Raw genomic sequence first — 23,033 nt, 5'->3', positions numbered from 1 at the left:
TAGGTCAAGGCGCGTTTGGACCAAAGCGCGCATCCTGAAAGCTCCTGAATTCCGATGGCGGAGCTTTCCGTGAGCAATTCCTCACAACACACAGAATACAACTACACGGTGGTGCGCCAGTTTGCGCTGGCCGCTGTGCTTTGGGGCGTGGTGGGCATGGCCGTGGGCTGCTGGATTGCAGCCCAACTGGCGTGGCCCCAGTTGGGGCAGGGGGTGGAGTGGCTGAGTTATGGTCGCCTGCGCCCCTTGCACACCAACGCCGTGATTTTTGCATTTGGGGGTTGCGCCTTGTTTGCCACGTCCTACTACGTGGTGCAGCGCACCTGCAATGTACGGCTGATTTCAGACAAGTTGGCCGCATTTCATTTCTGGGGGTGGCAGTTGGTGATTGTGGCTGCGGCCATTTCATTGCCCATGGGTTACACCCAGGGCAAGGAATACGCTGAGCTGGAATGGCCGATTGACGTATTGATTACCTTCACCTGGTTGGCTTATGCCGCTGTTTTTTTTGGCACCTTGGCCATTCGCAAGGTCAAGCACATTTATGTGGCCAACTGGTTTTATGGTGCATTCATTATTGCAGTCGCCTTATTGCATGTGGTCAACAGCGCAGCCATTCCCGCTGGCTGGATGAAAAGCTACTCGGTGTACGCCGGTGTGCAGGATGCCATGGTGCAGTGGTGGTACGGCCACAATGCGGTGGGCTTTTTTCTCACTGCGGGTTTTCTGGGGATGATGTATTACTACATTCCCAAACAGGTGGGGCGTCCCGTTTATTCCTATCGCCTGTCGATTGTTCACTTCTGGGCGCTCATTTTCACCTACATGTGGGCGGGGCCCCACCACCTGCATTACACCGCCCTGCCCGACTGGACACAGTCCATCGGCATGGTGTTCTCGCTCATTCTGTTGGCCCCCAGCTGGGGTGGCATGATCAACGGCATCATGACCTTGAGTGGTGCTTGGCACAAACTGCGCGATGATCCCATTCTGCGCTTCCTGATTGTATCCCTGTCGTTCTACGGCATGAGCACGTTCGAAGGCCCCATGATGTCCATCAAGACGGTGAATGCCTTGTCGCATTACACCGACTGGACGATTGGCCACGTACACAGCGGTGCCTTGGGCTGGGTGGGCTTCATCACCATGGGTTCGCTGTACTACATGGTGCCCCGCCTGTTTGGTCAAATCCACATGCACAGCAAGCAAGCCATTGAAGTGCACTTCTGGGTGAGCACCATCGGCATTGTGCTGTACATCGCCGCCATGTGGATTGCTGGTGTGATGCAAGGCCTGATGTGGCGCGACCTCAACCCCGACGGCACGCTGACCTACAGCTTTGTGGAAAGTGTGAAAGCCACCTACCCCTACTATGTGGTGCGCTTTCTGGGCGGTGTGTTGTATGTCACGGGCATGTTGGTGATGGCCTGGAACGTGTGGATGACCATTCGAGCCGGGCGCGCAGTGAATGCGAAAATTCCGCCCCTGTCCAGCCTGGCCCATGCAGTGCCTGCCCACTGATTTGTTGAGGATCAAACCATGAGCCTGAATCACGAACACATAGAAACCAACTCCTGGCTGATGCTGTTGCTGGTATTGCTGGTGGTATCCGTTGGCGGGGCAGTGGAAATTGTGCCGCTGTTTTTCCAGCAATCCACCACACAGCCCGAACCTGGCATCGTGCCCTACAACGCTCTGCGCTTGGCGGGCCGCGATGTGTATTTGAAAGAAGGGTGCTACAACTGCCACTCGCAGATGATCCGACCCTTCCGTGCAGAAACCCTGCGCTACGGGCCCTTCTCCACCGCTGGCGAATTTGTGTACGACCACCCTTTCCAGTGGGGCAGCAAACGCACTGGCCCGGACTTGGCCCGTGTGGGCGGACGGTACACCGACGAGTGGCACCGCATTCACCTGAACAACCCGCGCGATGTGGTGCCCGAGTCCAACATGCCGGCCTATTCATGGTTGGCAACAAAAAAATTGGATGCGGACGAGATGCAAGCCCACATGCGGGCACTGCGCAAGGTGGGTGTTCCCTACACCGATGCCGACATTGACCAGGCACCCGAGATGCTGAAAGACAAGTCGGAACTGGATGCACTCATTGCCTACCTGCAAGGCATGGGGGTTCGCCAGCCTGTTCAAACTGCCCAGGCGCAACAAAACCAAGGAGTAAAGCCATGAGCCTGTTCAATGGTGTGATGCTCAGTGACGTGATGCTCAGTGACGTGATGTTCTGGCGTGAAGTCATCACCGTGGGTGCATTCGGCCTGTTTGTCGGCATTGTGATGTGGAGTTACAGCCGAAAACGCAACACCGAGTTTCAAGAGGTGTCCATGCGGGTCATTCACGACGACGACAGCGATTTCACCGGTGGAGGCCGTTCATGAACGACTTTCAAATCAAGGCCGTGGCCTGGGCTGTTGCGGCGGTGACGGTGCTGAGTATATTGGCCTGCGGCGTATTTTTATTTTCTCAGGCCAAGAAAAAGCTGAAAGTGAGTCTGGATGTGCAGTCCAACTCCACCGGCCATGTGTGGGACGAAGACCTGCAGGAGTTGAACAACCCCATGCCGCGTTGGTGGATGGGCCTGTTTGTGCTCACCTTGCTGTTTGCAGCAGGTTACCTCGCTTGGTATCCGGGCTTGGTGGTGGTGGAGGGTTCATCCAAGTGGACATCCAAAGATGAGTACACCCGCGAGCGCGCTGCCGTGGAGGCCAAGGCCGCCCCCTTGTTTGCAGAATTTGCCCAACTCAGTCTGGAAGACATGGCCAAGCACCCCAAGGCCATGGACATGGGGCAGCGCATTTTTTTGAACAACTGTGCGCAATGCCATGGGTCGGACGGCCGGGGCAGCAAGGGTTTCCCCAACCTGACGGACCGTGATTGGCTGTACGGCGGCGAACCCGAAACCATTCGTGTGTCGATTGAGCAGGGTCGAAACGGCGCTATGCCCTCCATGGCGGCTGCGGTGGGCAGCAGTGAAGACCAGCGCGCTGTGGCGCAGTATGTGCTCAGTTTGTCCGGTCGCGAGAATGATTCACTGCGCGCCCAATTGGGTCGCGCCAAATTCAAGGAAATTTGCGCGGCCTGTCATGGTGCAGATGGAAAGGGCAATCCCGCGCTGGGTGCCCCCAACCTGACGGACCGCGTGTGGCTGTACGGCGGCAGTGAGAAAGTGATTTTGGAGACCATTCGCAACGGTCGTGAAAACCACATGCCCAGCCACGCCACCATATTGACCCCCGAGCAAATCCGTGTGGTGGCCAGCTATGTGTGGCGGTTCTCCCACCAGGAATGACCATGCACAGCACACCAGAACCCCAGGCTCAGGTGGTGAGCCTGTTCAAAGCCGATGACAAGGTGGTGCCCCGCACGGTGCATGGGCCCTACGCCCGGGCCCGTTGGGTCATGGTGTGGTTGACGCAACTGGCTTATTACGGCACCGCATGGCTGCAATGGAATGGTCGGCAAGCAGTGCTGTTCGATGTGGAGTCCCGCCGCTTTTTGTTGGGCCCCTTGGTGTTTTACCCGCAAGACTTCATCTTCCTGACCGGCTTGCTGATTGTGAGCGCACTCAGCCTGTTTCTGTTTACTGCCGTGGCAGGCCGCGTGTGGTGCGGCTATGCCTGCCCGCAAACCGTGTACACCGAAATTTTTCTGTGGTTTGAGCGAACCTTTGAAGGGGATCGCAGCGCCCGCCTGCGATTGTCCTCAGGCCCCTGGACCGTAGAGCGCGCGGTCAAAACCGCAGCAAAACAATTCAGCTGGATGGTGTTTGCGGTTTGGACAGGATTTACTTTTGTGGGCTACTTCACGCCCATTCGTGCCTTGTGGCACGACACCCTGGCTTTGCAATTGGGTGGTTGGTCACTGTTCTGGATTGCGTTTTACAGTGTGGCCACCTATGGCAACGCCGGCTTTATGCGCGAACAGGTGTGCAAGTACATGTGCCCTTACGCCCGCTTCCAGAGTGCCATGTTTGACAAAGACACGTTGCTGATTACGTATGACGCCCAGCGCGGCGAGCCCCGCGGCAGCCGCAGCAAGAAGGCAGACCCCGCCACCTTGGGTTTGGGGGCGTGTGTGGATTGCACCTTGTGTGTGCAGGTGTGCCCCACCGGCATTGATATCCGCAAGGGCTTGCAATATGAATGTATTGGATGCGCAGCCTGTGTGGATGTGTGCGACCAGGTGATGGACAAAATGGGCTACGCCCGCGGGCTGGTGAAGTACAGCACGCAAAATGCCTTACAGCAGGGTTGGAGCGCCCGGCAGATGTTACAGCGCGCATTGCGCCCCAGGGTGCTGGTGTACACCGCTGTACTGTGGAGCTTGATTGCTGCATTGGTCGCCGGCATTGCCATGCGGCCTGAGTTGCGGGTGGACGTTGTGCGGGACCGTTCGGTGAACTACCGCATGGTGGACGATGGCCGCATTGAGAACGTGTACCGCTTGATGATGATGAACACCACCGAACACCCTTTGCAGGTGAATGTCAAAGCCCAGGGCGATGGTGAATATCGCGTGGTCGAAGCGGACCACTTTGAGGTACTGCCCTCAGAAAGCCGTTGGGTGGTGGTGCGTGTGCAAGGCAACCCCGATGTGTTGCTGGCCGGTGCCAACCACTTTCAATTCCAGTTACAAGGTGACGGCATCAAACCCGTGACCGAGCAAGCCACTTTTTTGGCGCCCCATTAAACCCTGTTCAGGAGAACACCATGACCTCAAACACTGCAAGTCAACCGTTCTGGAAAGAGCCCTGGATGTTGCTGGTACTGTGCCTGCCGGGTGCTGTGGTCATCGCAGGTTTTGTGACCTTGTGGATTGCCATGAGCCACCCGGAAACCATCGTGAGCGAACCCCACACCAAAGTGGGCTTTACCGTCACGGCCAAGCCCGCATCCAGCAATCAGAAAACCGGGTTAGTGCAGCCGCCCTGTGGCCAGGGCTTGAAGACCGGCTGTGTCCAGAATTGACAGATTTTTTTGTTCGATGCGGATGAGTGCATCTTTTTGGAGCTTGCTGAGCGTGCGGCTCACGGTTTCAATTTTCAGGCCGAGGTAGCTGCCCATTTCTTCGCGGGTCATGCGCAGCACCATGTCACGGCTGGAAAACCCGCGGGCTTTTTGGCGTTCAGACAAGTTGACCAAAAAAGCGGCTAGCCGCTGTTCGGCACGCATACTGCCCAAGAGCAGCATCACGCTTTGGTCTTTGACAATTTCTCGGCCCATGATGCGGTGAAAATGCATTTGCAGTGTATGGAACTGCTGCGACAGGTCATCCAGCGAATCGTAAGGAATATTGCAGACCTCGGAGTCTTCCAGGGCCACGGCATCGCACATGTGTTGGCCGGCACCCAGTCCGTCCAGACCCAAAATTTCACCGGTCATTTGAAAGCCAATGACCTGCTCGCTGCCATCCGCGTTGTTGATGACGGTTTTGAAGGTGCCGGTTTTAACGGCATACATGCTGTGGAAGCTGTCACCTGTGCGGAACAGGTGTTCGCCTTTGTGGACCCGGCGACGTGCGCTCACCAGTTGATCCAACTGCTCCAGTTCGGCGGGCTTTAAACCCACCGGCATGCACAAATCGCGCAGATTGCAATTTGAGCAGTTGTTTTTCAATTCGGTCAAAGTGACACGACAGGGGTCCGCTTGCATGGTGCCCTCGGTGGTGTGGTGTAAGGTCATTGTACTCAGCCCTTGATTCAGATCAAGATGCGGCATTGAAATGTCGTGCACAGTGTTCATGTTGACATGAATTGATGACCCCATGAGCGCCGACATTCTTCCGTTCAACCCAGTACTCTACCCGGCCCCCGCATCGACCAAATGGCCGATCAACGGGGATTTGTCGTCACTCTTGACCCGGTTTGATCGACCAGGCCCCCGCTATACGTCGTACCCCACCATTGACCAGTGTGTGGAATCGGTGGGCGCAGCGGCTTTCACCGATGCGCTGAAGGCCCGCTGCGTGGGTGGCTTGAAGCGCCCGTTGTCCCTATATGTGCATGTTCCGTTCTGCGAGTCGGTGTGTTACTACTGCGCTTGCAACAAGGTGGTGACCAAAAAACACGACCGTTCGACGCAATACCTGAACCGCTTGGAGAAAGAGGCCCTGATGGTGGCCCGCATTGCGCCCACCGGTTTAAGCCCGGTCACCCAGTTTCACATGGGTGGCGGTACACCCACATTTTTGAACGATTCTGAACTGCTGGGTTTGGTCGAGGGGCTGAAGCGGGTGTTTCCGTTTTCAGCCAAGGCCGAAATGTCCATTGAAGTGGACCCTCGCACGGTCGATGAAAACCGCCTGCTCCACCTGCGCAGCCTGGGGTTTAACCGCATCAGTTTTGGGGTGCAGGACTTCGATCCCGCTGTGCAAAAAGCCGTTCACCGCGAGCAATCCGTTGACAGTGTGTCGACATTGTTAAACGCGGCCAGGCGTTGGGGTTTCGAGTCGATCAATGTGGATTTGATTCACGGTTTGCCCAAACAGACCTTGCGCAGTTTTTCCACCACCTTGGACCGGGTGATTGAATTGTCCCCAGACCGTTTGGCGCTGTACGGGTATGCCCACCTGCCTAGCCGTTTCAAACCACAACGGCGCATTCACGACGCAGATTTGCCCGATGCAGCCACGCGGGTGATGCTCCTCCGGATGGCCATCGAGCGCATGCAGGCGGCGGGCTATGAATACATCGGCATGGACCATTTTGCCAAGCCGCAGGACCCCCTGGCTGTGGCCAAACGCCAAGGCCGTTTGCACCGAAATTTTCAGGGCTACACCACCCAGCCGGATGCAGATCTGATCGGCTTGGGTGTGAGTGCCATCAGCAAGGTGGGCAATCTGCTGGTGCAGAATGTGCGTGAATTGCCTGAGTATGAAGACCGAATCGGGCGCGGTGAGCTGGCGGTTTTTCGGGGACACGAGGGAACACGCGAAGACAGCTTGCGTCACGCAGCCATCATGGCATTGCTGTGTCAAGGCGAAATCCATTTCAGTGATTTTTCCCAAGCGTTCTGGATTGACTTCCCCCAGCACTTCGCCCTCGAACTGGGCTTGCTGCGCCCGTTTGAGGATGCTGGCTTGCTAATGCTTGGTCCAGACGGCGTTCGCGTCACGGATTTGGGCTGGCTGTTCATTCGGCCCATGGCCATGTGTTTCGACGCCTATGCGGGTCGACCGCAGATTGAGCGCAGCAAGCTCCTCTGACATGGTCAGTCTCTCCCTCACCCTGTCTGCGCTTGCACTGGGGCTGCTGTCCAGCCCGCATTGCGTCACCATGTGTGCGTGTGGTTTGGCCCGTTCCTGGATGGGACAGCCTGGCTTGGCCTGGCGATACCTGGCTGGCCGCTTGGTGTCTTACTCCGTCGCTGGGGCGCTGGCTGGTGGTATATCCATGGCGCTGGTGCAGTTGGCCTGGCAGGTTTCTTTCATATTCAAAGCTTTCCATGGCATGTTGATGGCGGTGGTGGCCATGTCGGCCATTGCACTGGTGCTGCGTGGAACACCGTTAACAGTGCAAGCTGGCAGTGCCGTCATTCAGTTGTCGCCAGCACTGGCCCGATTGTTGAAACCTCGGCCCCGCACAGGGGCTGCTGCATGGTTGGCTGGGCTGGCGTGGCCACTGCTTCCCTGTGCTGTGCTGTGGTCGGCGCTCATGCTGGCATTTCTGGGTGGCAGCCCCTTGCAGGGCGCGCTGTTGATGGCGGTTTTTGCCGGTGTTTCCAGTGTGGGCATGCAGGCCGTGGCCCGGTTGCGTCAACTGTCGGCAACCCGCATCCCCGAGCACAGCCTGAACCGGGCCAGCGGTGTGATGATTCTACTGGGGCTTGCCCTCATGGTGGGGCGTTCCATGAACTGGGTGCCCAGCCCAGCTCTCCTGCAGTCTCTCGGCCTGTGCTGGTGAACAGGCCTTAATGTTTCGTTAAGATCGACCTGCCATCATCGACCTTGCTGAATTTCAACGCATGGTACATTTCAGTACTCTGTTCTCAACATTTCTCGAGCCTTCACGGATGTTCAAGCATGTAAGCGCGCTGCACCGGCGATTGATTGCAATCGCTGTCTTCATGACGCTGTTCATGAATCTGGCTTTTTTCAAGGCCCTGCTCAAAGTCTATCCTGGTTTGTCGCAGCTGGGTTTTCTGGTCTCTGTGGCTGTTTTTTTCACTGCCCTGCACGTGTTGCTGCTGGCAGTGTTTGCGCACGGCCGTGCGGCGCGCTGGTGGCTGGCTGCGGTATTACTTGCCGGCGCTTCATCGGCGTATTTCATGGACCACTACGGTACGGTGATTGACACCTCCATGCTGGAGAACCTGATACAGACGAATGTGTCCGAAGCCTCCGACCTGTTGAACCTGCGCATGTTGGGGTATCTGCTGTTGGGCTTGCTTCCCGCGGCTTGGCTTGTTCGCACCATGTCAACGCCGCCAACATGGAAAGGTCACTTCAAATCATTGGGTGTGACGCTGATCGGTGTCGTGTTGACGGTGCTGTTGGCGGTGGCCCCGTTTTCCAGTCAGTATGCGTCGTTCCTGCGCGAACACAAAAGCATCCGTTATTACGCCAATCCGGGTTATCCAGTCACCTCGCTGATGAAGTTTGCCGCGCAAACGTTGAATTCGACTGCACCGGCTGTTCGTGCGGCCATTGCACCCGATGCAAAAATCGTTGAGGAAGCCGACCACAAGGAGTTGGTGATTCTGGTGGTGGGGGAAACAGCCCGGGCTGACCACTTTTCACTGAATGGTTATGCACGCAACACCAATCCAGAATTGTCCATGCTGAATGTGTTGAGTTTTTCAGACGTCACCTCGTGCGGCACTTCGACCGCGGTGTCCGTGCCCTGCATGTTTTCCGGCTTGGGTGCGGACCAGTACTCCAGCAACGAGGGGCTGAAGCACACCAACCTGCTGGACACCTTGAAAGCCGCCGGTGTTCAGGTGCTGTGGCGTGACAACAATTCGGACTCCAAGGGTGTGGCCCTGCGGGTAGATTATGAAGACTTCAAAACGCCGGCCACCAACAAGCAATGCGACGATGAATGTCGCGATGTTGGCATGCTGGATGGCCTGGATGCTTATGTGAAGCAGCATGCTGACAAAGACATCTTGATTGTGCTTCACCAAATGGGCAACCACGGGCCTGCTTATTACAAGCGTTATCCCAAAGCTTTTGAGCGCTTCAAGCCAGTGTGTGAAACCAATGAATTGTCCAACTGCAGCAATGAACAAATCATCAATGCCTATGACAATGCCATCCTCTACACCGATCACTTTCTGGCCCAGGTGATCGGTTTTCTGAAACGTCACGACCACTCGCATGAAACAGCCATGCTGTACGTGAGCGACCACGGTGAAAGCCTGGGTGAATTTGGCATGTACCTGCATGGGGCACCCAAGGCAATCGCTCCTCGGGCGCAAGTCCATGTGCCGGCCATTGTCTGGACTGGTCAGCACTTTCAATTGTCGCAGGATGAATTGAGGCGCTACAAGGATGTGCCTTTGAGCCATGATGACCTGTTTTGTGTCATGAGCATGGCCTTTGAAATGCAGTCCAGCAAGTGTCAATCCTGGTGGACTAAGGGGCGTTGACACCCGCTGCCGTCTGAAGGCAGCGCTGAATATTCACGCGTGCTTTCAGCCGAGTGGCCAGCAAAAACAGGCCACCCATTTTGCGGTGTAAAAATAGGCAGTCCACCGGTGGGGTGTGCCAAAACTGCCAATCCTCCGCCAAGCGGAGGCCTTTGTCTCGCAAGCGCTCAGCCAGGTTTGCCTGGCCAAAATCATAAGCCTCTGCGCTGCACAGGGGTTCACAGGCCAGTTCCATGAGGTCCAGCACCAATTCGCGGTGGTGGCGCTGCGTGGTGTCGTCGAAGTAACCAATTTGCAGGGCTGCTGCTTCAAGCCCCGGTCGGCTGCCAGCCAAAGCTGCCGCCACCACAGCCTGATAACCCGCCACCAACTCGGGTGTGAATGGCCGCGTCGCGCCAAAGTCAAGCAGCACCACGGTCTGTGTTGTCGGCCTTGCCAAATAGTTGGCAAAGTTGGGGTCTGTCTGCATCAGGCGCATGTGGAACAGTTCACAAAACATCAGGGTGAACAGGGTGCTCAACACCCCATCCCGAACGCTTTGCGGGGCCGTTGTCAAGCTTTCAATCGGCTCGCCTTCCACAAAGTCCATGGCCAGTATGCGGCGGGTGCTCAGGTCGCGGTGAATGCCGGGGATGGCACAGTGCGGCCAATCGCCCATGGCCATTCTGAATTGTTCGAGGCAATCGGCTTCCCGTTGGTAATCAGCCTCTTCATGCAACTGCTTTTTGGCTTCCTGCAACAGTTCTCGAATGTCCAGAGTGTCCGGTACCAATCCGGTGAATCGCAAAATGGACGCCACATTGTCAATGTCGCTGTCGATACTTTCTCGAACGCCGGGGTATTGAATCTTGACAGCCAGGGGTTGGCCATCCAGCGAGATGGCGCGGTGTACCTGACCAATCGAAGCCGCCGCCACAGGGTTTTCATCGAATCGCGCGACGCGACTTTGCCAATTGTCGCCCCACTCCTGTGACAACATTTGATAAAGCTGGGCCTTGGGCATGTGGTGTGCATCTGACCGCAGCCGGGCCAAAATATCGGCCAGTTGCGGCGGCAGGATGTCTCCGGCGTCCATGGAAATCAGTTGACCCAATTTCATGGCGGCACCCCGAAGCTGGGCCAATTGGTTGGCCACACGCATTGCATTTTTTGGGGTCAACAGGAGGTCGCTGAGTTTGGGGCGCTTGCCCTGCACCAGTTGCTTGGTCCCGTTCTTGACCACGGACCCGGCCACTGTGGTGGCCAACGCACCGAATTTCGACAGACGGGCCAGGCGTCCGGACGGAACTGCTTTGCCGTCCCCGGCGTTGGAGGATTTACCCATGACAATCTGCTGCGCCTGATCGAAAGCACCAAGCTGCATCATAGCCAATCCACGTACGCAGTGGCGCGCCCCCACACAAACCCCAGTTGTTCTGTCGCCTTGCTTGGGCTATAGCTGTTGGTTTTCCCAGCGGGTTGTTGTCTTGTTGTCTGAATTTGATCAAGCCTTGTTGTGGGTGGCCCTGTCGGTGTTCATGCACGTGGGGTGGAACCTCATGGCCCGTCAGCAGCCCCCTGCGCGTGGTTTGCTGTGGTGGGTCCTGTTGGGCCATGGCGTTCTGCTCGCGCCTTGGGGGCTCATCGAATGGTTCAAGACAGTTCAATGGTCAGGTCATTTGGTGGGCTGTCTGCTGCTCTCGGCATCGTCCAATGCCGTGTATTTCCTGGGGCTGACCCGTGCCTATCGCCAGGCGCCCGTGGCGCTGGTTTACCCACTGGTGCGCAGTTCTCCACTGTTGATCGCCGTTTGGGCAAGTCTGCTGCTTGACCAACAGTTGCCCGGGCACGCCTGGTTTGCGCTCTTGGTGGGGGTTGCCGGCTTGCTGCTGCTCACGGTGGGCATTCGCTCCACAGGTCAGCAGGGTGCCGTTCCATGGGCGCTCTTGTCCATGCTGTGCACCAGCATTTACTCCCTCAGTGACCAGCAAGCCACACAACACCTGCACTCATTCTCCGCTCTTCTGGGCTATGTGTCATTTGGCTATGCCTGTGGTTGGCTGGTGCTCAGCGTTGATCTGAAGCACCGCACTGGTCGATGGTCTCCCGCCGCACGGCCTCCCCTCTGGATGATTGCCGTGGGCGGCCTGTGCATTGGTTTGGCCTATGTGTTGGTTATTCATGCCATGCGGGTTTTGCCAGCGGCGGTGGCGGTGGCGTTCAGCAATGCGGGTATTGTCTTCGCAACGCTGTTGTCTATTGGGGTGTTCAAGGAGCGAGCCCATTCGCGCCGGCGACTGTGTGCCGCCGGCTTGGTCACCCTCGGTCTATTTCTGTTGAGAATTTAATCCCATGCCAATCGTTGTTCTCGCGTTGCCCTTTGTCCTCATCTGGACCAGTGCATTTCCCGCCGCCAAGCTTGGTTTAATGGACAGTCCACCGCTGCTCTTTCTCAGTGTGCGCTTTCTGATTGCGGGCGCTTTGCTGATGGCGTGGTCAGCCCTGCGCGGTGATTTGCGGTGGCCCAAAGGCCGGGAGTGGTTGATTTTGCTGGTGCTGGGCTGGTGCAATCATTCGCTGTATCTGGGCTTGAGCTGGACTGGCATGGGCTCGCTCAGCTCCGGGTTGGCGACCATTCTCATCAGTGCCAACCCAATTGTGGTGGCTGCACTGTCGGCCCTGTGGCTCAAAGAACCGTTGTCTCGAACCAAATGGCTGGGATTGTGTTTGGGTTTTGCCGGGGTGGCCTTCATTGTTCGAAGTCGGGTGGGTGGGCCAGCCGATTCACTGCACGGTTTTGTTCTGGTGCTTCTGGCCCTGTTTACTTTGGCCAGCGGGACGGTGTTCTACAAAAAGTACCCGGTTAGCATGGGGGTGGTTGCCGCCACGGGTTTCCAGATTGTGTTGTCTGGTTTAACCCTGCTGCCGTTGGCCATCTGGATGGAACCCTGGTCGGCTGTACAGGTCACCCCCCGGTTTTTGGTGTCGCTGGCGTGGATGGTGTTGGTGGTGTCGATCGCTGGTTATTTGCTGTGGTTCAACATGCTGGAGAAAGGCAGCGCCAGCGCCGCCAGCGTGTGGCTGTTTTTAACGCCTCCCCTGGGTTTGGTGGCAGGCTACCTGCTGCTGGATGAGCCGCTGCACCCGCTTGATTTCATCGGGATTGTACCTGTGGTGTTGGGCATAGCGCTGGTTACCCGTGTTGAACCATCGCCTGGGGTTTAAGGCGCTCTACCACGGTCACCTTTCCGGTGGGCTGTATGGTGAAGAAAACGATTTCACCGGGTTGTGGGTACACCCCCGTGAGGGCCTTGATGTTCAATTGATGGGTGACGAGCAGCACTTTGTCCCGCGGACCCAGTTGAATCAGGAACTGTCGCAATGCCTGTGTTTGCGGTCCCCCGGCCCCCTCATTATTGAAAAACGAGTTGAGCGCCGGCAAATTCGTTGAGGCTCCCAAGCCCATGAGCAGGGCTGTGTCCTTGCAGCGACACCATTGACTGGAATACACCGCAGTGAAATAAAACGGATGATCCCTGAAATATTTTCCGACCAAGACCGCCTGGTCTCGACCCCGGACATTCAAATTGCGTTGGGTGTCACAGCGCTGCAAAGTAAACGCGGCTGGGTCGCCAGCACCGGGTGACGAGGCATGCCGCATGATGGCATGCACACCCGGCGCAAATTTCTGGGTCGATTCACTGGAGTGGCTGGTACCCAAGGCGGCAGACACACCCATGGCAATCAGGAGTATGGCCAAGGTACCCAGCAATGATCCCAGCGCACCCAACAACCACCGCATACAAGCCCCTGAATTTCTTTTGCACAGTGTATATCAATCGGGGTGCTCAAGTGCCGCTGGTTTTGCTCCGAGACCGCAAGTTGAGCAACTCCACCAGCAGCGAGAAACCCATGGCGCTGTAGAGGTATGCCTTGGGCACATGCACCCCAAAGCTTTCAGCAATCAACAGCATGCCAACCATCATCAGAAACGACAGGGCGAGCACCTTCACCGAGGCGTGCTTTTCCACAAACTCGCCAATCGGTTTGGCGGCAACCATCATCACACCGACCGCCACCATCACCGCGGCAATCATCACTTCAATCTGGTCCACCATGCCGACTGCCGTGATCACGGAGTCCAGGCTAAACACGATGTCGAGAATGCCGATTTGTACAATTGAGCCCCAAAACAATGCTGCACCGGTTTTCCCGGCCACTTTGGCTGTTCCGGCCGACTCTTCCGTGTGGTTGGGCACCTCCACTTGCAGGTAGATTTCTTTGGATGCTTTCCAAAGCAAGAACAGTCCGCCAAAGAACAACACCAAATCCCTGCCGGTGACAGCCTTGCCAAAAGCCTGAAACAGCGGCTCTGTCAGCCCGATGATCCACGACAGTGAGAACAGCAGTCCCACCCGGGTAACCATGGCAAACATCAACCCGAACCGACGTACTCGGTCCTGAATATCGGCTGGCAACTTCGACACCAGCACCGTGATGAAAATCACGTTGTCAATGCCCAACACAATTTCCAGACTCGTCAGAATCGCAAAAGCGATCCACACATTCGGGTCCATCAACAATTCCATGGCGTCTCCAGCGAGGGGTACAAGTAAACCGCCATTGTGCCGCAAGCCAAGCCGGGTGATTCCCCCACCGTTCGGGAATCAACCAGTTCCGTAATGCACCCATTCGGTGCACAATGCGCCACAATGTCAAACACTGTAAAAAAATCCTGTCGTCATGAAAATTTCTGCCTTCAAGCAGCAACCCGCGGTTCGACTGTTCCGGTCCGTCGTCGGTTTGGAATCCAACACCACTGGCCACCTCGAGAAGCTCATATCCGGTTTGGGGGCATTTTTGGGTATTTTGGCGGTGGTGCTAACTTCCAGCCTGCTCATGGGGGGTACGCCCAACCTGTTGGTGGTGGCCTCCATGGGCGCGTCGGCTGTGCTCATCTTCGCGGTTCCGCATGGTCCACTGTCGCAGCCCTGGGCGGTCTGGGGCAGTCATACCCTGGCGGCCATCATCGGTGTCACCTGTGCCCGGTGGGTTCCCCACGTGTTGTTGGCTGCTGCGCTGGCAGTGGGTCTGTCGGTCTCGGCCATGTACTTTGCCCGTTGCATCCACCCACCGGGTGGTGCAACAGCACTGGCCGCAGTGATCGGCGGCCCTGCAGTTACTCACCTGGGTTACGGGTATGTATTCAACCCGGTCTGGTTCAATGTGGCTGCACTGTTCACCGTGGGGGTGTTGTTCAACGCGCTGTTTCCCTGGCGGCGGTATCCTCACCATTTTTCACGGGCGAAGAAGGTCCACATTGAAACAGCCGATGAAGCCGGGGTTTCGCTCACCCATGAGGATTTTGCATACGCCATCTCTCACATGAAGTCGTTTGTCGACGTTAGCACGGATGTCTTGTCCGAGCTTTTTGAGCATGCGGTCCAGCATTCAGAAAAAGAGGGGCTGCACCCACAAACACTCACCGTCGGTTCTTTCTACAGCAATGGTCAAGTGGGTTATCGGTGGTGTGTTCGGGAACTGCTGGACATGTCCCTCGTGACCCCCTACAAAGATGCCGCCACGCAGCAGGTGATTTACAAAAATGTCGCGGGCGCCAACCTCTATGACACAGGCTTAAGCTCCGCGGAATCTTTCAAGCGGTGGGCCCGCTACGAGGTGGTCAAAAAGGACGGGCACTGGATTCCAGTGGCCCAGCCCGGTCACCTGTAAACACATCCGCTGGGCTTGTTACGTGGTTTGCCCTGCGCCGCTATGCAGGGCCAATTGGTTGAGCAAGGCATCGAACTGAATGGGCTTGGCAAAGTGATAATTCATGCCGGCTTGTTCAGATTCAATCCGGTCGCTTTCAAAGGCATAACCGGTCAATGCGGCAATCGGGGTGTGTTCGTTCGGTCCGCTGCCAGCGCGAATTCTGCGAGCCACGTCCAGGCCAGACAGTTTTGGCATGTCAATGTCGAGCAATATGAAATCAAACCGCGATTGCTCCGCCAGTCTCAGGGCTTCCATCCCGTCTGTGGCGCTGTGTACCACATGACCATCTTTTTCCAGAAACAGCGTCAGCAACTTCAGGTTCAACGGGGTGTCATCAGCCACCAGCAGGTTGAGACTTCGGGCAGGTTGAATGCGCTCCACAATCGCTTGGGCTTGCTTGTCCACCCGGGATAGCGGAATGTGGAATTTCACCACGGTGCCTTCACCCACGGTCGATTCCATGTGAATGTCGCCACCCATGGCCTGGACTAGGTTTTTCACGATCGACAAACCCAATCCTGTGCCACCCAGCCTGTTTTCACCATCGCTGTGAACCTGAACAAAGGGCTTGAACAGCAGGGGCAGTTTGTCGGCTGGCACGCCACGGCCAGTGTCCCGTACTTCGAATGCAATGGCGTCGGATGTTGGCCCGGTCGATTCGATGCGAACCACCAGCTGAACTTTGCCCTGCTCGGTGAACTTGATCGCATTGGACAGCAGGTTCTGGATGATTTGGCGCAGTCGCCCGGCATCGCCCAGATACACCAAACCGGGCTCCATGGCCGTCACCAATTCAAAGTCGATCTGCTTGGCTGCGCAGTTCAGGCGGCTTAGCTCCGAGCTGCTCTTCAACACGTCATCCAGCGAGAACGGGTTGTTGGACAACGCCAGCATGCCCGATTCCAGTTTTGAGAAATCCAGAATGTCATTCAATATGGTTGACAGTGTTTCCGCTGTTTGCACCAAATAGCCGGCATGCTCACGCTGCGGCCCATCGGGCAAGTCCATTTGAAGCAGCTTGGCAAAACCAATCACACCATTCAGGGGGGTACGAATCTCATGGCTAATGGTTGCCAGGAACCGACTCTTGGCCGCGTTGGCCTCGCGTTCCACTTCCGCAGCCACAGACGCATCGCGCGCGCGTTGCTCCAGTGCCAACTCCTTGGTGCGGTCAAAATGGGTACCCACCACGCGAAGTGCTTTCCCATGGGCGTCTCGAACAATCAATGCCCTGGAAAGAATATCCACCAACTGCCCGGATTTGTGCACCATCCGGAACGCACTTTCAAATGCGGATGAAGACGCGTCGTCCAAGCTGGCTTGCAGTTCCTGCTTGGCGCGCTGTGCATCTTCTGGAACCGTCAAACGTTCCCAGGTCGAAAACAGGTTCTCCAGCTCATGGTCTTCATAGCCCAGCAAGCGCTTCCAGCTGGGTGAGAAGTAAATGGATTCCTCGCCCACTTTCCAGTCCCACAGCCCGTCGTACGATCCCTCCATCGCCAACTTGAAACGCTCTTCACTTTCAGCCAACTCGCCGCGCAAGCGCGCGTCCTCGGTCACATCGCGACACATGATGATGATACCGCCGCGTTCGCCATCGGGCCGGTTCCAGGGCTCAATGACCCAGTCCAGCAGCAGTTGGGTCCCGTCTGGTGCCGTCCACGCATCGGCCATGGCCATCAGGCTGCGGCCCTCCATGCCAGCGCGGTGTGCTGCTCTCCAGTTTTCGGGAATATTGGGTACGACATCGTAGTGTGAGCGTCCTGTCAGGCTGCCCGAGTTTTGGCAAAAGGTTAGCTCCCATTGGCCAGAGGCTGCGACATAGCACATGTTCATGTCAAACATGGCAATGGGCAGTGGTGCCTGGCGAATCAGTGCCTCCACCACCCAGTAACTTTCCTTGGCTTGTGTCAATGCCTTTGTCAGGCTCATACTTTGAGCCTGAAGGTCTTGGGTGAGGTTGAAAATTTCGCGGGACAGTGGTTGAAGTTCTTTTGGCAGATCGGCCATGGATGCCCTGACGGCCGGAGAATCGCCTTTGCGAACCATGTCCACATAGCGTGTGGCCGATTTCGAAACACTTCGGCCCAACACCCCAACCAGGGTCAGTGTGGCTGCAGTGCCCAGCAGCAGGGCGACCACTGCATACAGCAAGGCGTCCGAAATCGGTTTTTCAACCAGTGTCAGGGGTGTCACTGTTGCAGCCACCCAACCCAAGCCTTGAACTTCAACCGACTGGTTGGCTGGGGAGAAAGCCAACAAATACTGTTTTCCGTCGGCCAAGCGTTCAATCGACCAATTCGTGGTGCCAGCTTGTGCAAGCTTGAAGCCGGAGAACTGACTCCATTGCGTTTTCTCGTGAAGGTCTGCAAGCTCAGCCCGGTTTCCCAATCGAACGCTGCCATCGCCCGCCAAAATCACTGTGGGCATGGACACCTTGCGTTGACTGAAAATGTCCTGCTCCACCTCATTGATAAAATATTTCCAGTCCAAATGAATGCCAATCACCGCGAAGGTCGTCCCGTCCGGGTTGTGCAGGGGGGTGGTGAAATCAATGAACTGGTACTTGTCGTAAGCCCGCTCGGGCAGCAGCGCCGCCAGCATGGCCGCCTCGTGCAGGTCCATGATTGCCGATTTGGTCAATCCTTTTTGGAACCAGGGTCGCTTGCCGACATTCTTTCCAACCAACAAATTGTCCACCGAAGCCAGCACGCTGCCATCTGGTGCTGCCACGCCCACCCACAGATAGCCTGGGGTGTTTTTGCGCATCAAGTCGATCATGCGCTGCAGCTGCACTGGTGCGAAGTCCCCGATCGCCTCCTGCACCTGGGCCGTGTACACCAGGCTCTTCAGGTGTTGTTTCAGATGGCGATCCACCGACCAGGATATTTGCTCGGCTTGAGCCTTGGCCGCAAGGCCGGCTTGTTCAATGGTTTGCTTTTTCAGCACGGAATAGCCAGTCAGTGTCAGCGGAATCGACAACACAACCAGCGACAGTAGACTGCCCAGTACCAGGCGCGTGGACAGGCTGGACTGGCGGATGTATTTGAGCATGGGCAAGCCCGCCCTCGGTTGAAGTGGCAATTCCACCCAATTTAACAAATCAATCTCCCATGGGCAAACCCGAACTGAGCCGAAAAAAACAGGTTGTTCAAGCGCTGACTGCGCACTAAACACTGTCGGGTTGTCACATTCAAGCGGTATCCTCACGCTACATTGATCCGGATTGCACGCACGCATGACTTCCTGGGCTCTTGAGTTTGCGCCTCGCCTGGCTGGCGCACTTGCCCTCATCCTCAACCTCTTGGGCTTCGTTGTTATTGATGAACGGCGCACCAAACTCTTGCTGGCGGCCTCATCGGCCGGTTGGGCTGTTCAGTACGGCTTCAACGGCGTACACACTGGCATGGGCATCATGGTGCTGGCGGCCATCCGTCAAGCGCTCAGCGCCTACACCTTTCACTGGCCTTTCAAGTGCCGTCTTCGGTTGTCATGGTTTTTCACCGCATTGGCTTGTATCGTCACTGCGCTCACCTGGCAAGGTTGGGTGTCCAGCAGCCTCCCTCTGGTTGCCACACTCATTGGCACCTGGTCATTTTTTGTCCTCAGCAATGTGGGTATGCGGAAAGCCACTCTGGTGAGCAACCTCATGTGGGGTTTGCATGGTTTTCTGTTCAACTCCTGGGAGCTGTGCATCACCATGCTGGTGCTGACCGGGGCCACTGTGGTGGGTTTGTGGCGGCTGCGCCGGGAATAGGTGTTGCCAAGGGTGTTGACAAGACACCCGCCGCGGCCGCCGCAGCAGTCCCTGGTTTGGGTGTAAACCCTGTTAAAATCAGGGCTTACCTGAAGTAACGCATTTTCCAACGCACATTCAAGAGGCCCCGCGATGAACACGCGCCCCGCTTCTTCGCCTGCCAACGGCCCTGCAGTCGAAGCCCAACTCCGTGACCTGCTCGCAAAGCGCATTTTGATTCTGGACGGCGCAACCGGCACCATGATCCAGCGCTACAAGCTCACCGAGGCCCAGTATCGGGGCGACCGCTTTGCCGATTTTCATCGCGACATCAAGGGCAACAATGAACTGCTGGTGCTCACGCAGCCGCAGATCATGACTGAAATTCACGAGCAGTACCTGGCTGCGGGTGCCGACATTCTGGAAACCAACACCTTCGGTGCCACCACCGTGGCCCAGGCCGACTACGAGATGGAACACCTCGTGGACGAAATGAACCGCGAAGCGGCTCGCCTCTGCAAGGCCGCTTGCGTGAAATACTCCACGCCCGACAAACCCCGTTTTGCCGCCGGTGCCCTGGGCCCCACGCCCAAAACCGCCTCCATCAGCCCCGATGTGAACGACCCGGGTGCGCGCAATATCACCTTTGATGAACTGGTGGCCACCTACTACCAGCAAACCCAAGGCTTGGTGGAAGGCGGCGTTGACCTTCTGCTGGTCGAAACCATTTTCGACACGCTGAATGCCAAGGCTGCGTTGTTTGCGATTGACCAGTATTTCGAAGATTCCGGCAACCGCCTGCCCATCATGATTTCTGGCACGGTGACGGACGCCTCGGGCCGTATTTTGTCGGGTCAAACCGTGGAAGCCTTCTGGAACTCTGTGCGCCATGCCAAGCCCATCACCATCGGCCTGAATTGCGCCCTGGGCGCCACCCTCATGCGCCCCTACGTGGCCGAGTTGTCCAAAATTTGCGATGCACCGATTTGTGTGTACCCCAACGCCGGCTTGCCCAACCCGATGAGCGACACGGGCTTTGATGAAACGCCCGACATCACCAGCAGCCTGGTGAAGGAATTCGCGCAAGCAGGGTTCCTGAACATTGCCGGTGGATGTTGTGGCACCACGCCCGACCACATTGCCGCCATTGCCAAGGCGCTGGAAGGTCAAAAGCCCCGCGTCATTCCGGTGGCCGAGCCCAAGTGCCGTTTGTCAGGGCTCGAGCCTTTGAACATCGACGACAACAGCCTGTTCATCAACGTGGGCGAGCGAACCAACGTCACCGGTTCCAAAGCCTTTGCCCGCATGATTTTGAACGAGCAATACGACGAGGCGCTCAGTGTGGCCCGTCAGCAAGTGGAAAACGGTGCGCAAATTGTGGATGTCAACATGGACGAAGCCATGTTGGATTCCAAAGCCGCCATGGTGCGCTTCCTGAACCTCATGGCCTCCGAGCCCGACATCTCCCGCGTGCCGGTCATGATCGACTCTTCCAAGTGGGAGGTGATTGAGGCGGGCTTGAAGTGCGTGCAAGGCAAGGCCGTGGTCAACTCCATTTCCATGAAGGAAGGCGTTGAGGAATTCAAGCGCCAGGCCAAGTTGTGCAAGCGCTACGGCGCTGCGGTCATCGTGATGGCCTTCGATGAAAAAGGCCAGGCCGACACCTATGCGCGCAAAATTGAAATTTGCGAACGGGCATACAACATCCTCGTGAATGAAGTGGGTTTCCCCGCAGAAGACATTATTTTCGACCCCAACATTTTTGCCATTGCCACTGGCATTGAAGAACACGACAACTACGGCAACGACTTCATCGAGGCCACGGGCTGGATCAAGAAAAACCTGCCCCATGCCAAGATTTCCGGGGGCGTGTCCAACGTCAGTTTTTCATTCCGTGGCAATGAACCTGCGCGTGAAGCCATTCACACCGTATTCCTCTACCACGCCATTAAAAATGGCATGACCATGGGTATTGTGAACGCCGGTATGATGGGCGTGTACGATGAGCTGGAGCCTGAACTCAAAAGGCGGGTGGAAGACATTGTGCTCAACCGCCAGCCCGAGCTGCCGGTCAACGACCCTGACTTTGGCAAAACTGCCACCGAGCGCATGATTGAATTTGCCGCCACGCTGAAAGCCGGTGGCAAAAAAGCGGAAGAAAACCTGGAATGGCGCAACCAGCCGGTTGAAAAGCGGTTAGCCCATGCGCTGGTGCATGGCATTACCACGTTCATTACCGAAGACACCGAAGAATGCCGAGCAGCCATTGCCGCCAAAGGCGGTCGCCCACTGCATGTGATCGAAGGCCCATTGATGGACGGCATGAACGTGGTTGGCGACCTGTTTGGCGCTGGCAAAATGTTTTTGCCCCAGGTTGTGAAAAGCGCCCGTGTCATGAAGCAAGCCGTGGCCCACCTCATCCCCTTCATTGAAGAAGAGAAAAAGCAATTGGTGGCTGCTGGTGGCGACGCCAAAGCGAAAGGCAAAATCTTGATTGCCACCGTGAAAGGTGACGTGCACGACATCGGCAAAAACATCGTCACCGTGGTGCTTCAGTGCAACAACTTTGAAGTGGAAAACATGGGTGTGATGGTGCCTGCCGAGCAAATTCTCGCCAAGGCCAAGGAAATCAACGCCGACATCATTGGCTTGTCGGGCCTCATTACCCCGTCTTTGGAAGAAATGGCCTATGTGGCCAGTGAAATGCAGCGCGACCCCTATTTCCGCGACCGTGGCATCCCCTTGCTGATCGGCGGTGCCACCACCAGCCGTGTTCACACGGCGGTGAAAATTGCACCCCATTACGATGGCCCCACGGTGTATGTGAGTGATGCCAGTCGATCGGTGGGCGTGGCCTCCAACCTGCTGTCTGAAGAAGCAGCCGACCAGTTCAAGGCCGATCTGCAGGCAGAATACCAACGTGTTCGCGAACAACACGCCAACAAAAAGGCACAGCCCCTCATCAGCCTGGAAGCCGCGCGCGCCAACAAGCTGAAAGTGGATTGGGCCAACTACACACCACCCAAGCCCAAGTTCATTGGTCGCCGTCACTTCAAGAATTACGACTTGGCCGACCTGGCCCAGTACATTGATTGGACTCCGTTTTTCCAAACCTGGGATTTGCACGGCGGGTACCCCCGCATTTTGCAAGACGAGGTGGTGGGCGAAGCGGCACGCCGCGTGTTTGAAGACGGCCAAGCCATGCTGAAAAAATGCATCGAGGGCCGCTGGCTGCAAGCCAACGCGGCCGTGGCCTTTTACCCTGCCAACACCGTGGGCGACGACCACATTGAAGTGTATGAAGACGACACGCGCAGCAAGGTATTGTTTACCTACAGCCCACTTCGCCAACAGGGTGAAAAGCGCGAAGGCGTGGCCAACAAATCACTGGCCGATTTCATCGCCCCGAAAGGGCAAGGCGATGACTACATCGGTTTGTTTGCAGTCACGGCTGGTATCGGCGTGGACAAGAAAGAACAAGAATTTCTCAAAGCGCACGACGACTACAGCAGCATCATGTTCAAGGCCATCGCTGACCGCATGGCCGAGGCCTTTGCCGAATGCCTTCACCACCGCGTGCGCACCGACCTGTGGGGTTATGTGCCATCCGAAGCCCTTAGCAATGACGATTTGATCGCCGAGAAATACCAGGGTATTCGCCCGGCACCCGGCTACCCCGCCTGCCCCGAGCACACCATCAAACGGGCCATGTTTGAAGTGCTTCAGGCCAGTGAAATTGGCATGACCTTGACTGAAAGCCTGGCCATGAGCCCAGCGGCCAGTGTGAGTGGCTTTTACTTCAGTAACCCTGAAAGTGATTACTTCAATGTGGGGACGATTGGCGAGGATCAGGTTCAAGCCCTTCGGCAATTCTCAGGACGAGATGAGGCGGAGTTGAAAAAGGCGTTGTCTCCAGTGATGGGATAGCAGTACAGTCACAA

General features: G+C 56.7%; 19 protein-coding genes. 14 read left to right on the top strand and 5 right to left on the bottom strand.

All coding sequences use genetic code 11. The features are described from left to right. Positions 1–54 precede the first annotated feature (54 nt). From ccoN to NQT62_RS03820, 6 genes are read left to right on the top strand one after another with little or no spacing between them, the layout of a single operon-like run. Positions 55–1,521, top strand: a complete 1,467-nt coding sequence (gene ccoN, locus NQT62_RS03845) for a cytochrome-c oxidase, cbb3-type subunit I (protein ID WP_256763258.1) — start codon at positions 55–57, stop codon at positions 1,519–1,521. Positions 1,522–1,539: 18 nt separating this feature from the next. After that, positions 1,540–2,187 (top strand): cytochrome-c oxidase, cbb3-type subunit II, encoded by a 648-nt coding sequence (ccoO, locus tag NQT62_RS03840; protein ID WP_256763256.1) that lies wholly within the window; start codon positions 1,540–1,542, stop codon positions 2,185–2,187. Beyond that, the gene (locus NQT62_RS03835) at positions 2,184–2,393 is read left to right on the top strand and encodes a hypothetical protein (protein WP_256763255.1); all 210 of its coding nucleotides are present in this window, start codon (positions 2,184–2,186) and stop codon (positions 2,391–2,393) included. The genes ccoO and NQT62_RS03835 overlap by 4 nt, the downstream gene beginning before the upstream one ends. After that, the gene (gene ccoP, locus NQT62_RS03830; protein ID WP_256763253.1) at positions 2,390–3,304 is read left to right on the top strand and encodes a cytochrome-c oxidase, cbb3-type subunit III; all 915 of its coding nucleotides are present in this window, start codon (positions 2,390–2,392) and stop codon (positions 3,302–3,304) included. Before NQT62_RS03835 ends, ccoP begins: the two co-directional genes overlap by 4 nt. Then, a complete protein-coding gene (gene ccoG, locus NQT62_RS03825) occupies positions 3,301–4,704 on the top strand; it encodes a cytochrome c oxidase accessory protein CcoG (protein ID WP_370569121.1) in 1,404 nt (467 codons plus the stop codon). Before ccoP ends, ccoG begins: the two co-directional genes overlap by 4 nt. A gap of 20 nt (positions 4,705–4,724) precedes the next feature. Continuing rightward, complete coding sequence (locus NQT62_RS03820) at positions 4,725–4,982, top strand: hypothetical protein (RefSeq protein ID WP_256763251.1); 258 nt, start codon at positions 4,725–4,727, stop codon at positions 4,980–4,982. Here NQT62_RS03820 and fnr read toward each other — a convergent pair. Beyond that, positions 4,929–5,696, bottom strand: coding sequence for a fumarate/nitrate reduction transcriptional regulator Fnr (gene fnr, locus NQT62_RS03815; RefSeq protein WP_306173522.1), 768 nt, complete (start codon positions 5,694–5,696; stop codon positions 4,929–4,931). The two genes, NQT62_RS03820 and fnr, sit on opposite strands and share 54 nt — an antisense overlap. Before the next feature lie 148 nt (positions 5,697–5,844). Here fnr and hemN point away from each other — a divergent pair, with 148 nt between their 5' ends. The 3 genes from hemN (at position 5,845) to NQT62_RS03800 (ending at position 9,602) form a co-directional block, all read left to right on the top strand. Beyond that, positions 5,845–7,218, top strand: coding sequence for an oxygen-independent coproporphyrinogen III oxidase (gene hemN / locus NQT62_RS03810; protein WP_370569136.1), 1,374 nt, complete (start codon positions 5,845–5,847; stop codon positions 7,216–7,218). Position 7,219: 1 nt separating this feature from the next. Continuing rightward, the gene (locus NQT62_RS03805) at positions 7,220–7,915 is read left to right on the top strand and encodes a sulfite exporter TauE/SafE family protein (RefSeq protein ID WP_256763249.1); all 696 of its coding nucleotides are present in this window, start codon (positions 7,220–7,222) and stop codon (positions 7,913–7,915) included. 109 nt (positions 7,916–8,024) lie between these two features. Further along, positions 8,025–9,602 carry a phosphoethanolamine transferase gene (locus tag NQT62_RS03800; protein WP_256763248.1) on the top strand — a complete coding sequence of 526 codons (1,578 nt, stop codon included), beginning with the start codon at positions 8,025–8,027 and terminating at the stop codon, positions 9,600–9,602. Here NQT62_RS03800 and NQT62_RS03795 read toward each other — a convergent pair. Then, entirely contained in the window at positions 9,589–10,968 is a 1,380-nt protein-coding gene (locus NQT62_RS03795) for an ABC1 kinase family protein (RefSeq protein WP_256763247.1), read from the bottom strand. The two genes, NQT62_RS03800 and NQT62_RS03795, sit on opposite strands and share 14 nt — an antisense overlap. 100 nt (positions 10,969–11,068) lie before the next feature. Between NQT62_RS03795 and NQT62_RS03790 the strand changes: the two genes are divergently transcribed. Together NQT62_RS03790 and NQT62_RS03785 are read left to right on the top strand one after the other, a co-directional pair. Beyond that, positions 11,069–11,929 (top strand): EamA family transporter, encoded by an 861-nt coding sequence (locus tag NQT62_RS03790; RefSeq protein WP_256763246.1) that lies wholly within the window; start codon positions 11,069–11,071, stop codon positions 11,927–11,929. 4 nt (positions 11,930–11,933) lie between these two features. After that, positions 11,934–12,806 carry a DMT family transporter gene (locus tag NQT62_RS03785; RefSeq protein WP_256763245.1) on the top strand — a complete coding sequence of 291 codons (873 nt, stop codon included), beginning with the start codon at positions 11,934–11,936 and terminating at the stop codon, positions 12,804–12,806. Here NQT62_RS03785 and NQT62_RS03780 read toward each other — a convergent pair. Further along, positions 12,775–13,383, bottom strand: coding sequence for a histidine phosphatase family protein (locus NQT62_RS03780; RefSeq protein WP_256763243.1), 609 nt, complete (start codon positions 13,381–13,383; stop codon positions 12,775–12,777). The genes NQT62_RS03785 and NQT62_RS03780 overlap by 32 nt on opposite strands. Before the next feature lie 46 nt (positions 13,384–13,429). After that, on the bottom strand, positions 13,430–14,170 hold the full coding sequence (locus NQT62_RS03775; protein ID WP_256763241.1) for a TerC family protein: 741 nt from the start codon (positions 14,168–14,170) through the stop codon (positions 13,430–13,432). Between the two features lie 154 nt (positions 14,171–14,324). Here NQT62_RS03775 and NQT62_RS03770 point away from each other — a divergent pair, with 154 nt between their 5' ends. Continuing rightward, positions 14,325–15,314: an HPP family protein gene (locus NQT62_RS03770; RefSeq protein ID WP_256763240.1), complete on the top strand. Its 990-nt coding sequence runs from the start codon at positions 14,325–14,327 to the stop codon at positions 15,312–15,314. 18 nt (positions 15,315–15,332) lie between these two features. Here NQT62_RS03770 and NQT62_RS03765 read toward each other — a convergent pair whose 3' ends face one another. Further along, on the bottom strand, positions 15,333–18,410 hold the full coding sequence (locus NQT62_RS03765; protein WP_256763239.1) for an ATP-binding protein: 3,078 nt from the start codon (positions 18,408–18,410) through the stop codon (positions 15,333–15,335). 184 nt (positions 18,411–18,594) lie between these two features. On the opposite strand from NQT62_RS03765, the gene NQT62_RS03760 reads away from it, so the two are divergent. After that, positions 18,595–19,113: a YgjV family protein gene (locus tag NQT62_RS03760; RefSeq protein ID WP_256763238.1), complete on the top strand. Its 519-nt coding sequence runs from the start codon at positions 18,595–18,597 to the stop codon at positions 19,111–19,113. Positions 19,114–19,245: 132 nt separating this feature from the next. Beyond that, positions 19,246–23,019 (top strand): methionine synthase, encoded by a 3,774-nt coding sequence (metH, locus tag NQT62_RS03755; protein ID WP_256763237.1) that lies wholly within the window; start codon positions 19,246–19,248, stop codon positions 23,017–23,019. The last annotated feature ends 14 nt before the right edge of the window (positions 23,020–23,033 follow it).

It is taken from the genome of Limnobacter humi, from assembly GCF_024518835.1.
Taxonomy (GTDB): domain Bacteria; phylum Pseudomonadota; class Gammaproteobacteria; order Burkholderiales; family Burkholderiaceae_B; genus Limnobacter; species Limnobacter humi.
This window is presented reverse-complemented; position numbering and strand designations above follow the sequence as displayed.